Origin of the sequence: Streptomyces sp. NPDC093260 (genome assembly GCF_040683715.1) — a bacterium.
Classification (GTDB): Bacteria; Actinomycetota; Actinomycetes; order Streptomycetales; family Streptomycetaceae; genus Streptomyces; species Streptomyces sennicomposti.
The window spans coordinates 108,633-126,650 of record NZ_JBFBEK010000009.1 but is presented as its reverse complement, the minus strand read 5'-3'; the positions used below and the strand labels follow the sequence as shown (position 1 = coordinate 126,650).

The following is an 18,018-nucleotide window of genomic DNA, read 5'->3' as shown; positions in this document are numbered from 1 at the left end:
GGTCCGCCGGCCGCGGCCGGGCCCCGGTCTCAGCCGTCACTCGCCCCGCCACCAGCGCAGGAACCGCTGCCAGACGCCCGCCGGGCGGTCCGGCCCGCCGGTCGTGTCCGTCCCGGGGGCGGTCCCCCGTACGGGCGGCGGCTCCTCCAGCAGGGTGCCCGGCGCGGCCGTGGTACGCGGGCGGGGCGCCCCGGCCGGCGTGCCGTGGGCCCCGGCGGGCGACGGGCCGGCGGACGGCGCGGGATCGCGCAGCGTGCTGATGTCCCAGGCGGCGCGCGCCTGCGGGATCGGCATCGGCGTGTGGCTCGGCTGCGACGTCACGTCCTGCTGCGGGCGCGGCGTGAACCGCACCGGCAGTTCCACCAGGTGCTGCGAGGCGATCGACTCCGTCCAGCGCAGTTCCTCCTCGGGGCAGTCGAGCTGGATGTCCGGCAGCCGCATCAGCAGCTTGTCGACGCCGACGTCGGCGATGGCGCGGCCGATGTCCTGGCCGGGGCACTCGTGCGGCCCGCCGCTGAAGGCGAGGTGGGAGCGGTTGCCCTGCATGTCGGCGGAGAGATCGGGCCGCACCCGGGGATCGACGTTGGCGGGGGCGATGCCGAGCAGCAGCCCGTCGCCGCGCCGGATGCGCCGGCCGCCGAGTTCGGTGTCCTCCTTGGCGAAGTAGCCGAGGATGGTGCTGAACGGCGGCTCGTCCCACAGGGACTGCTCGACCGCCTGCGGCACGGTCATCTGGCCGCCGTTGAGCTGGGCGCGGAAGCCCGGGTCGGTGAGCACCCGGCGGATGGTGTTGGCCAGCAGGTTGGCGGTGGCTTCGTAGGAGGCGATGAGCACGACCCGCAGATGGGCGCCGACCTCGTCGTCGGTCAGGCCGGCCGGGTGGGCGATGAGACGGCTGGTGAAGTCGTCCGTCGGCTCGGCCCGGCGGCGCGCGGTGAGCCGGCTCAGACAGTCCATGATGTACGCGTTGCTGGCGATCGCGGTCTCGGTGCCCTTGAGCATGTCCCGGGCGGCCTGCACGATCCGGTCGTCGTACTCCTCGGGCATGCCGAGGACCTGGCACATCACCGCCATCGGCAGATGCTCGGCGAACTGGTCGACGAGGTCGGCGTGGCCCGTCTCGCAGAACCGGTTGACCAGCCGCTGGGTGGCGCGGCCGATGTGGCGGCGCAGACTGCGGTGGTCGATGGTCGCCACGGCGCTGGTGACCGCGCCGCGCAGCCGCTTGTGCTCCTCGCCCTCGGCGTAGGAGCAGACCGGCTGCCAGGCGAAGTGCGGCATGAGGGGGTGGTCGGGTTTGACCCGGCCGTCGGTGAGCGGGGTCCAGATGCGGCTGTCGCGGGTGAACTGCGAGGGCGTGCGCACCATGTGCAGGTTCTCCGCGTGGCCGAGGACCACCCAGATCGGTACGTCGTCGTGGAGCAGCACGGGCGCCACCGGGCCGTGCTCCTCGCGGAGCCGGCGGTACAGCGCGCGCAGGTTCCGCACCTCGTGGAGCCGATGCAGGCCCCCGGGCCCGACGGCGTGCGCGGGGCAGCCCGGGGGCGGTGCGGCGGTGAGGTCGTCCGGACCGGTCAGGGAGTGGGGTTCAGGCGTCACGGCGGTCGCTTTCGGGGCGAAGAAGGGGGAGGGGGCGTGGGGCTCAGCCGGCCGGGCCGGTCAGGGCGAGCGAATGCAGGAAGCGCACCAGGGTGAGCAGGACGTCCCGGCTGGAGGCGCGGCGCCGTACGTCGCACTCGACCATCGGGATGTCCGCCGAGAGGTCGAGCGCCTGGCGCAGTTCGGCGAGGGGGTAACGGGGCGCGTCCGGGAAGGAGTTGATGGCGACGACGAAGGGCACACCGCGCTCCTCCAGCCGGCCCATGACCTCGAAGCTGACCTCCAGGCGGCGGGTGTCGACCAGGACGACCGCGCCGAGCGCTCCTTCGAACAGGCCGTTCCACAGGAACCAGAAGCGCTGCTGACCGGGGGTGCCGAAGAGGTAGAGCACCAGCTGGTCGGTGATGCTGATGCGGCCGAAGTCCATCGCCACGGTGGTGGCCGTCTTGGACTCGGAGCCGTAGTCGTCGTCGATGCCGACGCCGGCCTGGGTCATGGTCTCCTCGGTGGTCAGCGGCCTGATCTCGCTGACCGAGCCGACCATCGTGGTCTTGCCGACCCCGAAGCCGCCGACGATGACGATCTTCGCCGCGGCCTGGGCCGTGTGCGGCAGCTGGTCCTCGGTCCGGGGGCCGGGCAGGGTGTCAGAGCCGTTGAAGTCCATGCATCACCGCTTCGAGGAGGGAACGGTCGGGCACCGCCTGGCGGACGACGGGGGCGCGGGCCTGTACCAGTTCGGCCGTCAGCAGTTCGGTGATCAGGACCGTGATCGCGCTGAACGGCAGGTTGAGGTAGGCCGAGAGTTCGGCCGCGGACAGCGGGGCGGAGCACAGCCTGAGCAGTGCCGCGTGTTCGGGGCTGGCGGACGGGGGCGGTTCGGCGCGGGCCACGATCAGCGTCACCAGGTCGACGGCGGCGCGGGCGCCGTCCTCGCCCGGGCCGGCGACGACGTACAGCCGCTCGGGGTTCTTCTCCCGGCCCCCTTCGGCCGGTTCGGGCGGCGGGGCCGGTTCGGGAGCGGGGGCGGGGGTGCGCCTCTGGCGCCGCGGAGGCGTCATACGGTCTGCCCGTTGCGGCGGGGCGGGCTGGTCAGATGGGCGCCGATGCGGACCACGAGGTCGCGCATGCGGGCGCTCATCATGCCGGGTTCGGTGCGGATGTCGGCGAGTACGGCGAGGTAGGCGTTGGCGCCGGCGGACATCAGGTAGAAGTAGCCGCCGTTGATCTCGATGACGACCAGCTTCATCCGGCCGTCGCTGCCCGGGATCTCGCCCGCCACGGCGGTCGCGAGGCTCTGGAGTCCGGCGCAGGCGGCGGCGACCCGGTCGGCGGCGTCGGGGTCGCCGCCGTAGCGGGCGATGCGCAGGCCGTCGGCCGACAGCACCACGATCATCTCGATGCCGGGTACGCCGTCGTCCAGTTCCTTGAGCATCCAGTCGAAGTTGGCACGCTGCTGGATCACTTGCGGTCCCCCTCGTCGTCGGCCTCGGCGCGGGCCGGCTTCTCGATCAGGTGCATGTAAGCGGTCGGGTTCTGGGTGAACGCGGTCGGGTCGGGGCCCGGGTTGTCCTTCTTCAGACCGTCCCAGAAGGCTTCGACCCACAGGCCGGGTTCGGGTTCGTTCTCGACGGGCGCGGGTTCGGGTTCGGGCCGGGTCCACAGGGACCGGCCCTGCGCCCGTGCCTCCTCCTCGGCTCGGTCGGCGGCGATCTGCTCGGCGATGCGCTGACTGAGCGGGACGGTGACCTTGCTGCGGCGCTGCGGCAGGCCGTTGGCGGTCCACTCGGTGACGACGGGGACGTCGTCCTCCATCGACACCGAGGCGGGGATGCGCGGGCTGGTGGGGCGGCGCTTCTTGGGGGCGCGCTTGGGGCCCTCCAGGGCGTCCGCGCCGGGCAGCGGGATGGAGGTGGCGCCGATGCCGTGGGCGAGGCCGGGCGCGGGGTCGGTGGTCATCATGTCGCTGGGCACCACCAGGACGGCGCGGACGCCGCCGTAGGCGGAGGAGCGCAGCGAGACCTGCATGTTGTACGCGGTGCACAGCCGCCCGACGACCGCGAGGCCGAGGCGGGGCTCCTCGCCGATCTCCTGGAGGTCGATGCCGGCCTTGGCCTCCTCCAGCATCTTCTCGATACGGGCGCGGGACTCCTCGTTGAGGCTGACGCCGCCGTCCTCGATCTCGATGGCGACACCGCTCTGCACCTCGATGGCGGTGACGTGCACCTTGGTGTGCGGCGGGGAGTAGCGGGTGGCGTTGTCGAGGAGTTCGGCGGCGGCGTGGATGACCGGCTCGACGTCGGTTCCCTTGATGTTGACCTTGGCGATGGAGTGCAGTTCGATGCGCCGGTACTCGAGGATCCGGGACATGGCGCCGCGCAGCACGCTGTAGAGGGTGACCGGGTTGGGCCACTGGCGGCCGGGCCGGCCGCCGCCGAGGACGGAGACGGAGTCGGCTAGGCGGCCGATCAGCGCGGTGCCGTGGTCGATGCGCAGCAGGTCGTCGAAGACCTCGGGGCTGCGGCCGTGGTCCTCCTCCATCTCCCGCAGTTCCGAGGCCTGTTGGTGGACGATGGCCTGGACGCGGCGGGCGATGCTGACGAAGGAGCGCTGCGTGGAGTCCCGCATGTTCTCCTCGTGGTCCACGATCCCCAGGATCATGCGGACCACGGCGCGCTGCGCGTCGGGCAGCCGGTGCCACTCGGGGTCGCCGTCGATGAGGTCGCGGAACACCTCCTGGGGGGTGTGTCCGTTGCGCAGGTACTCGACCGTGGCGGGCAGGATCTCGTCGGCGAGGTAGGTGATCTCCTCGTCGTGTCCGGCCAGGCGGCGTTCCAGGTAGGTGGTCCGCTGCTCGTGCTCGGCCTGCTGCCGTCGGATGACGCGGCCGCGGCGGACGGTTTCGGCGGCGGTGGCGAGCACGAGCAGGGTGGCGACGGCGCCGCAGCAGCCGACGGCGATCCGGGCGGGGGCCGTCACCAGGGCGACGGCGGCCCCGGAGGCCGCCGCCATCAGTACGGTCGGCAGCAACAGCACGCGCGCGTAGGGAAGTTCGCGGCCGCCGGGGGGCGGTTGAACACTCACCATGTAAGCCCTCTGAGACGAATCGGCTGGGGTTCGGGGCAGCTTCCGGTGGGGTAGGTCATGGAACAGTCGGAATCTTCGGGGCGCTAGGGATATCAGCGAACAAGCGCACGAATACATCTCAACTCGGTGCGCTGCGGGCGAGCCTAGTTCGACCGGATCATCGCCGTGTCATATTCGGCAAGCACCTGAAACCCGGGACGCCCGAGGAGTACGCTCTGGTGATTTGCACGCGGAGATTCCGTTCGAACGCGGAGGGTGACAGCGTACGGATGTGCGGATCCGGCTCACCGGAGCGGGTGAAGAGACGCAGCGGGGCGTGACCTCACGGCTTCAGCCGTGAGGTCACGCCCCGCTGCCGGTGTCCGGCGGGTGTCACCCCACCGACGAGTAGGCGACCACCCCGCGCAGCAGTCCGTCGACCGCCTTGCGGGCGTTCTTCGCCACGGTCGAGTTCTCCGTGGGCGCCGCCGCCGAGATCTGCCCGAGGACGTCGATGACCTGCTTGCACCAGCGCACGAAGTCGCCGGCCGGCATCTCCGCCTCGCGCAGCACCTCGTCGAGACCCTTGCCGGACGCCCATTCGTAGGCGGCCCAGGCGAAGCCGAGGTCCGGCTCGCGCTGGCCGACGCCCTCGGTCTGGCTGATCCGGAACTCCTCCTCCAGCGCGTCCAGCCGCCCCCAGATGCGCACCATCTCGCCGAGCGCGGCCTTCGCCTTGCCGGAGGGCACCTTGGGCGCCATGGCGTCGTCGCTGACCCGGGCCTCGTAGACCAGCGCCGAGACGCAGGCGGCGAGTTCGGCCGGGCCCAGACCCTCCCAGACGCGCTCGCGCAGGCACTCGCTGGCGAGCAGGTCGAGTTCGCCGTAGAGGCGGGCGAGCCGCTTGCCGTGCTCGGTCACCTCGTCGCCGCGCAGGTAGTCGAGCTCGGTGAGCAGGGCGACGATCCGGTCGAAGGTACGCGCGATGGTGTTCGTACGCCCCTCGATGCGGTGTTCCAGCTGCCTGGTGTCGCGCTGGAGCCGGTGGTAGCGCTCGGCCCAGCGGGCGTGGTCCTCGCGGTCGGAGCAGCCGTGGCACGGGTGGGCGCGCAGGGCGGTGCGCAGCCGGGCGATCTCCCGGTCGTCGGCCGCCTGCGAGCGCCGCTTGCGGGCCCGCTCCGGCGGGATGTGCCCGGCCTTGGTGCGCAGCGCGGAGGCGAGGTCCCGGCGGGACTGCGGCGAGCGCGGGTTGAACGACTTGGGGATGCGCATCCGCTCCAGCGGCTCGACGGGCACCGGGAAGTCGATCGACGCGAGCCGCTTGACCTGCCGCTCGGCGGTCAGGACCAGCGGGCGCGGGCCGTCCTGGTGCTCCAGGCCCCGGTGGCCGTTGGACCGGCCGGCCGGCAGTCCGGGGTCGAGGACGAGGGCCAGGCCCGCGTACTTGCCGGTGGGGACGTGGATGACATCGCCCGGCTTGAGCTTCTCCAGGGCGACGGCGGCCTCGGCGCGGCGCTGCGCCGCGCCCTGGCGGGCCAGCTCGGTCTCCCGGTCCTTCAGCTCCCGGCGCAGCCGCATGTACTCGCCGAAGTCGCCGAGGTGGCAGGTCATCGACTCCTTGTAGCCGACCAGGCCCTCCTCGTTGCGCTGAACCTGCCGGGAGATGCCGACCACCGACTTGTCGGCCTGGAACTGGGCGAAGGAGGTCTCCAGCAGCTCGCGCGAGCGGTGCCGGCCGAACTGCTCGACCAGGTTGACCGCCATGTTGTACGACGGCTTGAAGCTGGAGCGCAGCGGATAGGTGCGGGTGCCGGCCAGCCCCGCCAGGTGGTCGGGGTTCATGCCGCGCTGCCACAGGACCACCGCGTGGCCCTCCACGTCGATGCCGCGGCGGCCGGCCCGGCCGGTGAGCTGCGTGTACTCGCCGGGGGTGATGTCGGCGTGCTGCTCGCCGTTCCACTTGACGAGCTTTTCCAGCACGACCGAGCGGGCCGGCATGTTGATGCCGAGGGCGAGGGTCTCGGTGGCGAAGACCGCCTTGACCAGCCCGCGCACGAACAGCTCCTCGACGACCTCCTTGAAGGTGGGGAGCATGCCCGCGTGGTGGGCGGCGATGCCGCGCTCCAGTCCTTCCAGCCACTCGTAGTAGCCGAGGACGTGCAGGTCCTCGCGCGGGATGGCGGCGGTGCGCTCCTCGACCAGGGCGCGCACCTCGTCGCGCGCCTCCTCGTCGTTGAGCCTCAGGCCCGCGTACAGGCACTGCTGGACGGCGGCCTCGCAGGCGGCGCGGCTGAAGATGAAGGTGATCGCGGGCAGCAGGCCCTCGGCGTCCAGCCGCTCGATGACCTCGGGACGGCTGGGCGTCCAGATGCGGGAGCGCTGGCGGCGCTCGCGCTCGCGGTCCGCCTCGCGCATGGCCCGGCCGCGTCTGCGGTCCTGGTAGGAGGGGCGGCTCGCCTCCATGCGGGCCATCCGGGTGAGGTCGGGGTTGACGGCCTTCTTGTGGCCCTCGCCCTCCTCGAACAGGTCGTACATCCGACGGCCGGCCAGCACGTGCTGGAACAGCGGAACCGGCCGGTGCTCGGAGACGATCACCTGGGTGTCGCCGCGGACGGTGTCCAGCCAGTCGCCGAACTCCTCGGCGTTGGACACGGTCGCCGACAGCGACACCAGCGTCACCGACTCGGGCAGGTGGATGATCACTTCCTCCCAGACCGCGCCGCGGAAGCGGTCGGAGAGGTAGTGCACCTCGTCCATCACCACATAGCCGAGGCCGCGCAGCGTCTGGGAGCCGGCGTACAGCATGTTCCGCAGCACCTCGGTGGTCATCACGACCACGGGGGCGTCGGAGTTGAGGCTGTTGTCGCCGGTGAGCAGGCCGACCTTGCCGCTGCCGTAGCGGCGGCACAGATCGGAGTACTTCTGGTTGGACAGCGCCTTGATGGGCGTCGTGTAGAAGCACTTGCGGCCCTGCTGGAGGGCGAGGTGGACGGCGAACTCGCCCACGATCGTCTTGCCGGAGCCGGTGGGCGCGGCGACCAGCACGCCCTTGCCCTCCTCGAGGGCCTGGCAGGCCTCGATCTGGAAGGGGTCGAGGCCGAAGTCGTACATCTCGCGGAAGCCCGCGAGCGCGGTGGCCTGCTCGGCAGCTCGTCTGCGCGCTGCCGCGTACCGCTCGGCCGGTGAGAGATCCTCTGTCATCGTGCTTTCGAGCGTACCGGGCCGCACTGACAACGGGACGATCAATACCGCGATCACGCCGCCGGGCCCGGACACGCGGAAGGCCGGCCGCTCGTGGTGGCGAGCGGCCGGCCTTCCGCGACCGGCGGGCGGGCGCCCGCCCGCGGGACCTGGCGCAGGCGGTGCGGGCCGCGGGTCAGGTCACGTCGTCGTAGCCGTTGACGCGGTCGCCGCTGCTCTGCTCGGGCAGGGCGCGGGCGGCGCCGACGGACTCGGTCTCGCCGATGTCCTCGGGGGTGAGGTCGAGGTCGGAGGCCTCGTCGTCGGCGGGGCCGGCCGCCTCGCGACGGCGCTTGCGGCGGTCGTTGAGCAGCGAGAAGACGACCGCGCCGAAGTACAGCACCCAGATCGGGCCGGCCAGTGCCAGCATCGACACCGGGTCGGTGCTCGGCGTGGCGACGGCCGCGAAGACGGTGATCCCGATGATCATGCCGCGCCACCAGCCGAGCATGCGCCGGCCGGTCAGGATGCCGGTCAGGTTCAGCATGATCAGCAGCAGCGGCAGCTCGAAGGAGAGGCCGAAGACGATCACCATGCGCGTCACCAGCTGGAGCAGGTCGTCCAGCGGCAGCAGGTTGTTCACGTTGGCGGGCGTGAAGTCGAGCAGCACCTTCGCCGTGGTGGGCAGCACCTTGTAGGCGAAGAACGCGCCGGCGAGGAAGAGGGGGACGCCGGTGCCGACGAACGCGTAGGCGTACTTCTTCTCGTGCTTGTGCAGGCCGGGGGCGATGAAGGCCCACAGCTGGTACAGCCAGACCGGCGAGGCGAAGACGACACCGGCCATCAGGGAGACCTGGAGGGCCATGGTGAAGGGCGCCAGCAGACCGTTGATCGTGATCTGCGCGCACTTGGCCGTGCTGCCGGTGTCGGCGGGGGCCTTGGCGTTCGCCAGCTCCTGGAACGTCCTCCCGCAGCCGACCGAGTGGAGGATCGGCTTGGTCAGGAAGTTGATGATGTCGTAGTAGAAGAAGGCGGCGACGATCGTGACCACGACGATGGCCAGCAACGCCTTCGCGAGCCGGTTGCGGAGCTCACGAAGGTGATCCGTGAGGGGCATCCGCCCCTCGGGATCCTTCTCCTTCTTGCGGGCAGGCTTGAGCAACCCACATCCTCATCTCGTGCGGCAGGCCGGTGACGTCCGGCCGTGCGTCAGCGCTGGGTGGTGTCCGACGGCTCGCTCACCGGGCGCGAGCTCGTCACGTCGCCGGGGGCGGCCTTGATGGTGCGCTGCGCGGGGGGCTGCTCGTCGCCGGCCGGCGGCGGGGCGGAGGCCGTGCGGCTCTCCTCCTTCATCGCCTTGGCCTCGCTCTTGAGGATCCGGGCGGACTTGCCGAGCGAGCGCGCCATGTCCGGAAGCTTCTTCGCGCCGAACAGCAGGACGATGACGACGAGGATGAGAATGATCTCGGGGGCTCCGAGCCTTCCGAACATAAGTCTTTACCTTCTCACCGAGGCGGCTGGGTGGGATGCTGTCCGATCGGCCGGACTGGGGTCCGAGCGGTCGTTCCGGCAGCGATCGTAACGCTCAGGGGTGAACGCGAGGCAATCCCCGGGCGTACTCCCGTCCGCGGTCCGGGCCTCGTTCTCCGGTCCGCCCGAGCAGCGTACCTTTCCCCGCCGACAGCATGACAGGTGTGGAACCGCCCGTGCCGCACGACTCCCCCGGCGCGGTGCACGGCGGTCGCGCGGCGCCGGGGCGGTGCGCGGCACCGGGCGGTGCGGACCGGCCGTCGGGCTCACAGGGAGTCCACTGCCCGGGCGGCGCTCAGTGAGGCCCGCTCCAGTTCCTCGGCGGCCCGGCTGATCCGGTTCGCGGACTCCGAGACCTGCCGGCCGAGCCGGCGCGCCTCCACGAAGACGCGGACGGCGAACACACCGAGTACGGCGAGACCCAGGAACCCCGCGGCTACCGCGAGCATCGGCCAGAACATGACCCCGAGCCTAGACCGTCGAGTGCAGGCGCAGGGTGCGGACCCCGCCGCCGGTGAGCAGCTCGACGATCCGCTCGCCGGCCGGCTTGCGCACCGCGGCCCCGCAGTCGGGGCAGGTGAAGGAGTAGAAGGTGGTGCGGCTGCTGGCGCCGATGGCCAGCAGCAGCGCACTCGCGCCCAGCTCGAAGCGGCCCCGGCAGTCGGGGCAGCCGGCGCGGAACACCACGGGGGCCACGCTCCGCATCCCGGCGAACGCGGCCGCCACCGACATCCCGGTCGCCCCGGTCGTCGCCGTCTCGCTCACAGTCCCTGCTCCTGCCTGTCGTACCGCCCGTCCGGCACCGCCCGGCCGCCCGCGGCGGGTCCGGCGGGTTCCCTCCCGGCAACGCCGGCGGTGTCCTCCGCGTCGACTCCGTCGTACGCGGCCAGCGCCTCGTGGGCCGCCCTCCGGGCGCTGTCGGCCAGCTCGCGCGGCGCGACGATCCGGCCGTCGCGGCCCAGGCGCAGCGCCAGTCGTCTGAGCGAGGCCGGGTCGGGGGTGCGCAGGGTGATGCGCAGCCCGCCGTCGGGAAGCTCATCGGCGCTGTCGTGCGGGTAGTACTCGGCGACCCAGCGGCCGCCGGGGCCGACCTCCACGACGACCTCCGGGTCCTCGGCGGCCGGCTGCACCAGCGCCTCGGACAGGTCGCGCAGCTCCACCTCGGGCGGCGCGGACGGCTCGTCGAGGATCTTGATCTCGGCGACCCGGTCCAGCCGGAAGGTGCGGCGCGCCTCGGAGCGGCGGCACCAGGCCTCCACATAGGTGTGCCCGACGCTGACCAGGCGGATGGGGTCGATCTCGCGTTCGGTGACCTCGTCGCGGGCGGGCGAGTAGTAGCGGATCCACAGCCTGCGGCGCTCGGAGATCGCCCGGTCCACGTCGGCGAAGACACCGCCCTCGGACTCGAAGGTCACCGACAGCCGGGAGCTGGCGCCCGCCGCCTCGCCGGCCGCGGTCTCCACCTTGGCGGTGGCCCGCAGCAGCGCCTGCCGGTCGCTCTCGCGCAGCCCCGGCAGGGTGGCCACCGCGCGGGCGGCCACCAGCAGGGCGGTGGCCTCGTCGGCGGCCAGCCGCAGCGGTTCGGCGGCGTCCGCGCCGAGCGCCGCCGGGTTGTGCCACCAGATGCGCTCGCCGTCGGTGTCGATGTCCAGCAGGTCGCCGCCGCGGAAGCTGGTGCCGCACATGGGCAGCACGTCGAGGTCGGAGACCAGCTCGTCCTCGGTGATGCCGAAGGCGCGCGCCACGTCCTCGACGCGGGCGCCGGGGCGCTCCCGGAGATAGGTCACCAGGGAGAGCATCCGCCGGGTCTGGTCGATGGCGTTCGCGGGCCTGACCGGTTTGCCTGCCACTGTGTTGCTCGCTCCCCCTCAGCCCTTGGCCACGGCACGCAGCCGGTCCACCACGTCGGCCCGCAGTTCCGCGGGTTCCAGGACCACCACGTCCGGCCCGAACTCCACCAGCCAGGCGTCCAGCCCATGTCCGTACGGGATCTCCAACTCGTCCCAGCCGTCGCCCAGTTCCCGTACGGCGGTGGCCTTGGCCCGCAGCGGGTAGCCGGCGCCGGAGCGCAGCCTGATGCGGGCGGTGCGGTCGGCGATCTCGCCGGCCCAGCTCGCCACGGTCTCGCGGACGGTGACGACGTCGGGCACCGGCGCGGTGAAGGCGGCGCCGCGCGAGCGGACCTTGCCGGTGATCCGGGACAGCCGGAACACCCGCTCGGCGCCGCGGTCGCGGTCGAAGCCGGCCAGGTACCAGTGGCCGCGCCAGCACTCCAGCGCCCACGGCTCGACGTGCCGGGTCTCGGGGCGGGCGGCGTTCGCCTTGCGGTAGTCGAAGGCGACCGGGCGGCGGTCGCGGCAGGCCAGCATCAGCGGCTCGAAGGCGGCCTCGTGCACCGGGATGCGCGGCTCCAGGGCGCCGTGCGCCTCGAACGGGTCGACGTCCTCCAGCAGGCCGGCCGCGCGCAGCTTCTGCAGGGCGCCGCTGGCCGCGCCGGCCAGCCGGGCCTGCTGCCAGACCTTGGCGGCCAGGCCCAGGGCGGCGGCCTCCTCGGCGTCCAGGGTGATGGGCGGCAGCCGGTTGCTGTCCCGACGGGCCAGGTAGCCGATCTCGCCGTCCAGGCTCTCGACGGTCTCGATGACGAGGCCCAGCTCGCGCAGGTCGTCCTTGTCACGCTCGAACATGCGGTTGAAGGAGTCGTCGCTGCCGCCCGCTCCCCTGCCCGGTCCGGAGGCCTCGACGTAGGCCTCGATGGAGTCGCGCAGCTCGCGCTTGCTGAGCGGCCGGCGCGTCCCGAGCAGGCACAGTGCCAGGTTCATCAGCCGCTCCGCCTTGGCAATGGCCATCGATGCCTTTCGCCTTCCTCATGGTCCTTACGACCGTTGACCGTACCGCCCCGCACCGCACCGGCAAAAGCCGAGGGCCCACGCCGGACAGGCGTGGGCCCCAGGTGATCGGATCCGGTCCGACTCCGCTCGGGGATCAGACCCCGAGCAGGTCCACCACGAAGATCAGGGTCTCACCGGGCTTGATCGCCGGGGTGGGGCTCTGGTCGCCGTAGGCGAGGTGCGCGGGGATGGTCAGCTGGCGGCGGCCGCCGACCTTCATGCCCTGCACGCCCCGGTCCCAGCCCTGGATGACACGGCCGGCGCCCAGCGGGAAGCGGAACGGAGTGCCCCGGTTCCAGCTGGCGTCGAACTCCTCGCCGGTGCTGAAGGCGACGCCCACGTAGTGGACGGTGACGGTCTGCCCGGCCTGCGCCTCGGGACCGTCGCCCTCCCAGATGTCCTTGATCTCGAGGTCCGCCGGGGGCTGGCCGCCCGGGAAGTCGATCTCGGGCTTGTCGATGCTCACGTCTTAACGCTCCTGCTTGTGTACGACACGTGACGCGGACAGTCTTTCATCCCCCGGCCCGCCGCGGCCGCGCCGGAGGCCGCGCAGCGTGGCGCGCTACATCGCCGCCAGAATGTCCACCGAGAACACCAGCGTGGAGTCCTTCTTGATGCCGCTGTTGGGCGGCGGGTTGTCGCCGTAGCCGTCGGCCGGCGGGATCACGATCAGCACCCGGCTGCCGACCTTCTTGCCGGTCAGGCCCTGCGCCCACCCCTTGACGACCTGCTGGAGGGAGAAGGACGTCAGCGACTTGCGGCTGTACGTCGAGTCGAACTCCTTGCCGCCGTCCCACAGCACGCCCTTGTACTGGACCAGCACGGTGCTGTCCGCCTTGACCACGGGGCCGTCGCCCTCGATCACGTACTCGGCGACCAGCTTCTTCGGCGCGGCGGTCTTGGGAATCGTGATCTCGGGGGCGCTGCCGTCGGTGGCGGTGCCCACGGTCGGCAGGTTCGCGTCCGTCTTCTGCACGACCTTGCCCTTGGCCGAGCTCTTGGCGTTGAAGGCGTTCTGCACGTCCACGACGAAGACCAGGGTGTCGGTGCCCTTGATACCCGCCTGCGCGTTGCCCTGCGGGCCGTAGCCCCAGGTGGGCGGCACCGCGAACTGGACCCGGCTGCCAACCTTCTTGCCGGTCAGCGCATAGCGCCAGCCGTCGATGACGGTGCCCTGGGAGAGCTGGATGAGCAGCGGCGCCTTGCGGTCGTAGGAGTTGTCGAAGACCTTGGCGGTGTCCCAGATCTGGCCGAGGTAGTGCGCCTGGACGTAGTCGTTCTCCGCCAGGGTGCGGCCGCCGCCGGCGATCACCGTCCTGACGGCCAGGTCCTTGGAGGGCTGGCCGGTCCCCTTGGCGACGGTCGGCTTCTCGCCGAACTTCGTGCCCGCGGTGATGGCCGGCAGCGGCCCGGAGACGATCTTCGGCGCCGGCGGGGCGGAGGTGGCCGCGGCCGACGGCGACGACGAGGGGGCCGGGGAAGCGCTGTCGCTGGTCTTGCCCGAGTCGGACTTGTCGCTGCCGCAGGCGGCCAGCGTGACCAGTCCCGCGGGTACGGAAATCAGTAGAGAGCGTCGGCGCACGGTGGGGGCCTCGTAATCGGTCGGTCCTGTGGATGGCGTGCGCGCTACCTTACTGACGATCAGCCCCCGATACCGGCTGCGGCCCGCACCGGTTTCGGCCGTCGGACCGCGACAAGCGTCCGCTTGCGCCGGCCGCGCGGCCGGCGCAAGCGGACGCCGAAGCGGGGGCACGCAGTCGAATCCCCGAAGCGCGAACCTCCCTCGCGAAGCCCGAAACCACCGCGGTCACAGGGCATGCGAAGGCGCCGTACGCGAAACGTACGGCGCCTGTGCGGCGTTCCCGCATTTCCGCGGAATCCCGCTCTCACCGCATATCGCTCGCCTTCCGGTCACATTCCGGCGATGAGCTTCTCCACCCGGTCGTCCACCGAACGGAACGGGTCCTTGCACAACACGGTCCGCTGCGCCTGGTCGTTCAGCTTCAGGTGCACCCAGTCGACGGTGAAGTCACGGCGCTGTTCCTGCGCCCGCCGGATGAAGTCGCCGCGCAGCCGCGCCCGAGTGGTCTGCGGGGGAACCGACTTGCCCTCGAAGATCTTCAAGTCGTTGCAGATCCGGGTGGCCTGACCCTTCTTCTCCAGCAGGTAGTACAGGCCACGGCGACGGTGGATGTCGTGGTACGCGAGGTCTATCTGGGCGACCCGCGGATGGGACATGGTCATGTTGTGCTTGGCCCGGTACCGCTCGATGAGCTTGTACTTCATCACCCAGTCGATCTCGGTGCCGATCCGGTCGAGGTCCTCCGCCTCGATCGCGTCCAGCGTGCGGCCCCACAGCTCCAGCACCCGCTCCACCGTGCCGGTGCGGATGCCGCGGCGCTCGCAGAAGTCCACGGCCTTCTCGTAGTACTCGCGCTGCACCTCCAGCGCGGAGGCCTCCCGGCCGCTGGCCAGGCGCACCTTGCGGCGGCCCGTGATGTCGTGGCTGACCTCGCGGATCGCCCGGATCGGGTTCTCCAGGGTGAGGTCGCGCATCACGGTGCCCGCCTCGATCATGCGCAGCACCAGATCGGTGGCGCCGACCTTCAGCAGCATCGTCGTCTCGGACATGTTCGAGTCGCCGACGATGACGTGCAGCCGGCGGTAGCGCTCGGCGTCGGCGTGCGGCTCGTCGCGGGTGTTGATGATCGGCCGCGACCGGGTCGTCGCCGAGGAGACGCCCTCCCAGATGTGCTCCGCCCGCTGGCTCACGCAGTACACGGCCCCGCGCGGCGTCTGCAGGACCTTGCCCGCGCCGCACAGCAGCTGCCGGGTGACCAGGAACGGGATGAGGATGTCCGCGAGCCGGGAGAACTCCCCGTGCCGGGCCACCAGATAGTTCTCGTGGCAGCCGTAGGAGTTGCCCGCCGAGTCGGTGTTGTTCTTGAAGAGGTAGACGTCGCCCGCGATTCCCTCCTCGTGCAGGCGTCGTTCCGCGTCTACCAGGAGTCCCTCGAGAATGCGCTCGCCGGCCTTGTCGTGGGTGACCAGTTCGATCACATTGTCACATTCGGGTGTGGCGTATTCCGGATGTGACCCCACGTCGAGATAGAGCCGGGCGCCGTTTCGCAGAAACACGTTGCTGCTGCGGCCCCATGACACGACACGGCGGAAGAGGTACCGCGCCACCTCGTCAGGCGACAGGCGGCGCTGTCCCCTGAACGTGCACGTGACGCCGTACTCGTTCTCCAGCCCGAAAATGCGGCGGTCCATGACTGAACATTACGCCCGATCCCCCGAGCTGAAACGGGGTTCGGCAGCACGATTTGGATCATTTTCCGATGAAGCCGCAACGACCGCCCCTCCGGCGGGAGCTGCGAGCACCCGCCCGGTGGCCAGCAGCACCAGCAACGACAGGCCCCCGGCGGCCCCCGGCACCGCGAACCCCCACAGCGCCCCGCCGGCCTGGACCACCGGCCCAGCCACCCCCGTCCCCACCGACGCGCCCACCGTGAACGTGGTCACCAGCCAGGAGAACGCCTCGGTCACCGTCCCGGCCGGCGCGTGCCGGTCCACGATGACGAACGCGCAGGCGATGCACGGCGCCAGGAACACCCCCGCGAGCGCCGTGAGCGCCACCATCGCCACCGCGCCCGGCAGCAGCAGGAGCGGCAGGTAACACGCCGCCAGAAGCGCCACCAGCACCCGTAGTCGCCGCTCGGGCACGCCCGCCCACTGCCGTGCCCCGTAGACGGTGCCGCCGGCCAGCGCGCCCAGGCCCAGCGCCGCCATCAGCCAGCCGTACACCGCGTCGCCGCCGTGGTCGTCCGCGTACGGGACCGACGCCACCGTGATGGAGCCGAGCGCCACGCCGACGAAGAGGAACGCCGCGAGCAGGGCCAGCAGGCCGGGCGAGCGCAGCGCGCCGAGCCAGTGAGCCTCCCGCGGCGCCGAGCGCCACGCCCGCGAGGGCGGGGAGAGGACCACGGACAGCGCCCCCAGCACCCCGAGCGCGTTCAGCACGATCAGCGCCGCCCGGGCGGACCACAGGGACACGCACAGGGTGACCAGCAGGGGTCCCACGGTGAACATGACCTCCTGCGCCACCGCGTCCATGGCGTACGCGGTGTGCACCTGCCCCTCCCGGCGCAGCACGGACGGCCACAGGGCGCGCAGACCGCCCTCCAGGGGCGGCGTGAACAGCCCGGCCGCCGCGACGGCCGGGTAGGCGAGTGCGCGCGGCTCGGCGCCGGTCAGGGCGAAGGCGGTCATCGCCAGGGCCGCCGCGAGCGCCGCGGGCAGCTGCACCCGGGGCTGTCCGTACAGGTCCACCAGCCGGCCGAGCACGGGCTGCCCGATCGCGTTGGCCACGCCGTAGACGGCGGCCAGCGCCCCGGCCAGGCTGTAGCTGCCGCCCCCCGCGCGCACGAACAGCACGATCGCGATGGCCGCCGTGGCGTTGGGCAGCCGGCCCACCAGCGTGCCGGTCAGCAGCCGAGCGGCGTGCCGCGTCCTGAGGATCTCCAGGTATCCCGCGAGTCCCGCGGCCATCGCGCGCCTCCATGGTCAAGTTTTACGTATAACGTCTGTCGCCATACGTACCATGTGCGCTGGTCGCAGTCCAGACGAGCCGACGGTACCGGCGGGCGACCGGACCGGCCGGCGGCCGACGAGGACAGCGCGCCCCGACGACGACCGGACGACGACCGAACGACAAGGAGCGGCCCCACGGTGGCACGAGGAAGCACGCGCCCCACCAGCCGTGACGTGGCCCAGGCAGCCGGGGTCTCCCAGGCAGCCGTCTCCCTGGTGCTCGGCGACAAATGGCGCGGCCGGGTCTCCGAGGCCACCGCCGAACGGGTGCGCCGGGCCGCCGACGACCTCGGCTACCGGCCCAACCTCGCCGCCCGCAACCTCCGCCTCGGCCACACCCGGACCGTGCTCCTCGTCGTCCCGGCGCTGACCACCGAGTTCTTCGCCGGCGTCTACACCGGCGCCGCCCGCGTCGCGGCCGAGCACGGCTTCGGCGTGGTCCTCTACCCCTCCCCCGAGGGCGTCGGCCCCGCCCGCAACCCCTTCGCCTCCGCCCAGGCCGCCCTGGACGGCGTCATCGCCTCCTCGATGGCCGCGGACGCCCTCACCGCCATCCGCGGCGACCGCCTCCCGCTGGTCATGCTGGACAGCGACCCCGCGGGCAGCCTCGGCGCGGCGACCGTGAACCTGGACATCGCCGACGCGATGCGGCAGGTCACCGCCCATCTGCTGGACCTCGGCCACCGCCGCTTCCTGCACCTGGCCGCCGATGTGCCGTCCTGGACCTTCGAGGTGCGGGCCCGGGAACTGGCGGCGCGCCTCGGCGCGGCGCCCGGCGCCTCCCTGCGCACCGCCCGCGCCGCCATCGCCGTCGAGGACGCCCGCGCCGCCACCGAGGCCGCCCTGAACGCCCCGGGGCCCCGGCCGACCGCTGTGGTCTGCGACGACGACAAGCTGGCCGTCGGCGCGTACAAGGCACTGCGCCGCCTCGGCCTGCGGGTCCCGGACGACATCTCCGTCACCGGCGTCGACGACCTCGGCCTCGCCACCGCCGTCGACCCCGAGCTGACCACCGTCCGGCTGGACGCCGAACTGTTCGGCGAGCACGGCATGCGGGCCCTGCTGGCGGTCCTGGAGGGCCGCACGCCCGACGGCGGCGACATCCCCGTGGAACTGGTGGTCCGGGGCTCCACGGCCCCGCCCGGCGCCCCCTGAGGCGCCTGAG

The 18,018-nt window shown here is 72.1% G+C and carries 17 protein-coding genes; 1 reads left to right on the top strand and 16 read right to left on the bottom strand.

What is annotated here, in order from left to right:
- Positions 1-36: 36 nt before the first annotated feature.
- From AB0N63_RS13970 to AB0N63_RS13895, 16 genes are all read right to left on the bottom strand, one after another.
- Positions 37-1,599: a cytochrome P450 gene (locus AB0N63_RS13970; RefSeq protein WP_365528434.1), complete on the bottom strand. Its 1,563-nt coding sequence runs from the start codon at positions 1,597-1,599 to the stop codon at positions 37-39.
- Between the two features lie 43 nt (positions 1,600-1,642).
- On the bottom strand, positions 1,643-2,263 hold the full coding sequence (locus AB0N63_RS13965) for an ATP/GTP-binding protein (protein WP_365528431.1): 621 nt from the start codon (positions 2,261-2,263) through the stop codon (positions 1,643-1,645).
- A complete protein-coding gene (locus tag AB0N63_RS13960) occupies positions 2,244-2,657 on the bottom strand; it encodes a DUF742 domain-containing protein (protein WP_365528428.1) in 414 nt (137 codons plus the stop codon). The genes AB0N63_RS13965 and AB0N63_RS13960 overlap by 20 nt, the downstream gene beginning before the upstream one ends.
- Positions 2,654-3,061, bottom strand: coding sequence for a roadblock/LC7 domain-containing protein (locus AB0N63_RS13955; protein ID WP_009187722.1), 408 nt, complete (start codon positions 3,059-3,061; stop codon positions 2,654-2,656). Before AB0N63_RS13955 ends, AB0N63_RS13960 begins: the two co-directional genes overlap by 4 nt.
- On the bottom strand, positions 3,058-4,683 hold the full coding sequence (locus AB0N63_RS13950; RefSeq protein WP_365528425.1) for an ATP-binding protein: 1,626 nt from the start codon (positions 4,681-4,683) through the stop codon (positions 3,058-3,060). Before AB0N63_RS13950 ends, AB0N63_RS13955 begins: the two co-directional genes overlap by 4 nt.
- A 372-nt stretch (positions 4,684-5,055) precedes the next feature.
- Positions 5,056-7,908: a DEAD/DEAH box helicase gene (locus AB0N63_RS13945; protein ID WP_365528422.1), complete on the bottom strand. Its 2,853-nt coding sequence runs from the start codon at positions 7,906-7,908 to the stop codon at positions 5,056-5,058.
- Positions 7,909-8,038: 130 nt separating this feature from the next.
- A complete protein-coding gene (gene tatC / locus AB0N63_RS13940; RefSeq protein ID WP_365528420.1) occupies positions 8,039-9,004 on the bottom strand; it encodes a twin-arginine translocase subunit TatC in 966 nt (321 codons plus the stop codon).
- 47 nt (positions 9,005-9,051) lie between these two features.
- Positions 9,052-9,333 (bottom strand): Sec-independent protein translocase subunit TatA, encoded by a 282-nt coding sequence (gene tatA, locus AB0N63_RS13935; RefSeq protein WP_365528417.1) that lies wholly within the window; start codon positions 9,331-9,333, stop codon positions 9,052-9,054.
- 305 nt (positions 9,334-9,638) lie between these two features.
- The gene (locus AB0N63_RS13930) at positions 9,639-9,833 is read right to left on the bottom strand and encodes a hypothetical protein (RefSeq protein WP_365528415.1); all 195 of its coding nucleotides are present in this window, start codon (positions 9,831-9,833) and stop codon (positions 9,639-9,641) included.
- 10 nt (positions 9,834-9,843) lie between these two features.
- Positions 9,844-10,137 (bottom strand): hypothetical protein, encoded by a 294-nt coding sequence (locus AB0N63_RS13925; RefSeq protein WP_365528413.1) that lies wholly within the window; start codon positions 10,135-10,137, stop codon positions 9,844-9,846.
- Positions 10,134-11,222, bottom strand: coding sequence for a WYL domain-containing protein (locus AB0N63_RS13920; RefSeq protein WP_365528410.1), 1,089 nt, complete (start codon positions 11,220-11,222; stop codon positions 10,134-10,136). Before AB0N63_RS13920 ends, AB0N63_RS13925 begins: the two co-directional genes overlap by 4 nt.
- Before the next feature lie 18 nt (positions 11,223-11,240).
- Positions 11,241-12,218, bottom strand: coding sequence for a WYL domain-containing protein (locus AB0N63_RS13915; protein ID WP_164393933.1), 978 nt, complete (start codon positions 12,216-12,218; stop codon positions 11,241-11,243).
- A 136-nt stretch (positions 12,219-12,354) separates the two neighbouring features.
- The gene (locus AB0N63_RS13910; RefSeq protein WP_365528407.1) at positions 12,355-12,726 is read right to left on the bottom strand and encodes an FKBP-type peptidyl-prolyl cis-trans isomerase; all 372 of its coding nucleotides are present in this window, start codon (positions 12,724-12,726) and stop codon (positions 12,355-12,357) included.
- 96 nt (positions 12,727-12,822) lie between these two features.
- Complete coding sequence (locus AB0N63_RS13905) at positions 12,823-13,842, bottom strand: FKBP-type peptidyl-prolyl cis-trans isomerase (protein WP_365528404.1); 1,020 nt, start codon at positions 13,840-13,842, stop codon at positions 12,823-12,825.
- A 329-nt stretch (positions 13,843-14,171) separates the two neighbouring features.
- Positions 14,172-15,533: a Pup--protein ligase gene (gene pafA, locus AB0N63_RS13900; protein ID WP_365528401.1), complete on the bottom strand. Its 1,362-nt coding sequence runs from the start codon at positions 15,531-15,533 to the stop codon at positions 14,172-14,174.
- 9 nt (positions 15,534-15,542) lie between these two features.
- Positions 15,543-16,811: an MFS transporter gene (locus AB0N63_RS13895; protein ID WP_365528399.1), complete on the bottom strand. Its 1,269-nt coding sequence runs from the start codon at positions 16,809-16,811 to the stop codon at positions 15,543-15,545.
- A 180-nt stretch (positions 16,812-16,991) separates the two neighbouring features.
- Here AB0N63_RS13895 and AB0N63_RS13890 point away from each other — a divergent pair, with 180 nt between their 5' ends.
- Positions 16,992-18,008 carry a LacI family DNA-binding transcriptional regulator gene (locus tag AB0N63_RS13890; RefSeq protein ID WP_365528397.1) on the top strand — a complete coding sequence of 339 codons (1,017 nt, stop codon included), beginning with the start codon at positions 16,992-16,994 and terminating at the stop codon, positions 18,006-18,008.
- The last annotated feature ends 10 nt before the right edge of the window (positions 18,009-18,018 follow it).

Bases quoted from the DNA above. Each gene is read 5' to 3' on its own strand.
- AB0N63_RS13965 (WP_365528431.1), bottom strand. From the start codon at position 2,263: ATGGACTTCAACGGCTCTGACACCCTGCCCGGCCCCCGGACCGAGGAC.
- AB0N63_RS13960 (WP_365528428.1), bottom strand. From the start codon at position 2,657: ATGACGCCTCCGCGGCGCCAGAGGCGCACCCCCGCCCCCGCTCCCGAA.
- AB0N63_RS13950 (WP_365528425.1), bottom strand. From the start codon at position 4,683: ATGGTGAGTGTTCAACCGCCCCCCGGCGGCCGCGAACTTCCCTACGCG.
- tatA (WP_365528417.1), bottom strand. From the start codon at position 9,333: ATGTTCGGAAGGCTCGGAGCCCCCGAGATCATTCTCATCCTCGTCGTC.
- AB0N63_RS13930 (WP_365528415.1), bottom strand. From the start codon at position 9,833: ATGTTCTGGCCGATGCTCGCGGTAGCCGCGGGGTTCCTGGGTCTCGCC.
- AB0N63_RS13915 (WP_164393933.1), bottom strand. From the start codon at position 12,218: ATGGCCATTGCCAAGGCGGAGCGGCTGATGAACCTGGCACTGTGCCTG.
- pafA (WP_365528401.1), bottom strand. From the start codon at position 15,533: ATGGACCGCCGCATTTTCGGGCTGGAGAACGAGTACGGCGTCACGTGC.
- AB0N63_RS13895 (WP_365528399.1), bottom strand. From the start codon at position 16,811: ATGGCCGCGGGACTCGCGGGATACCTGGAGATCCTCAGGACGCGGCAC.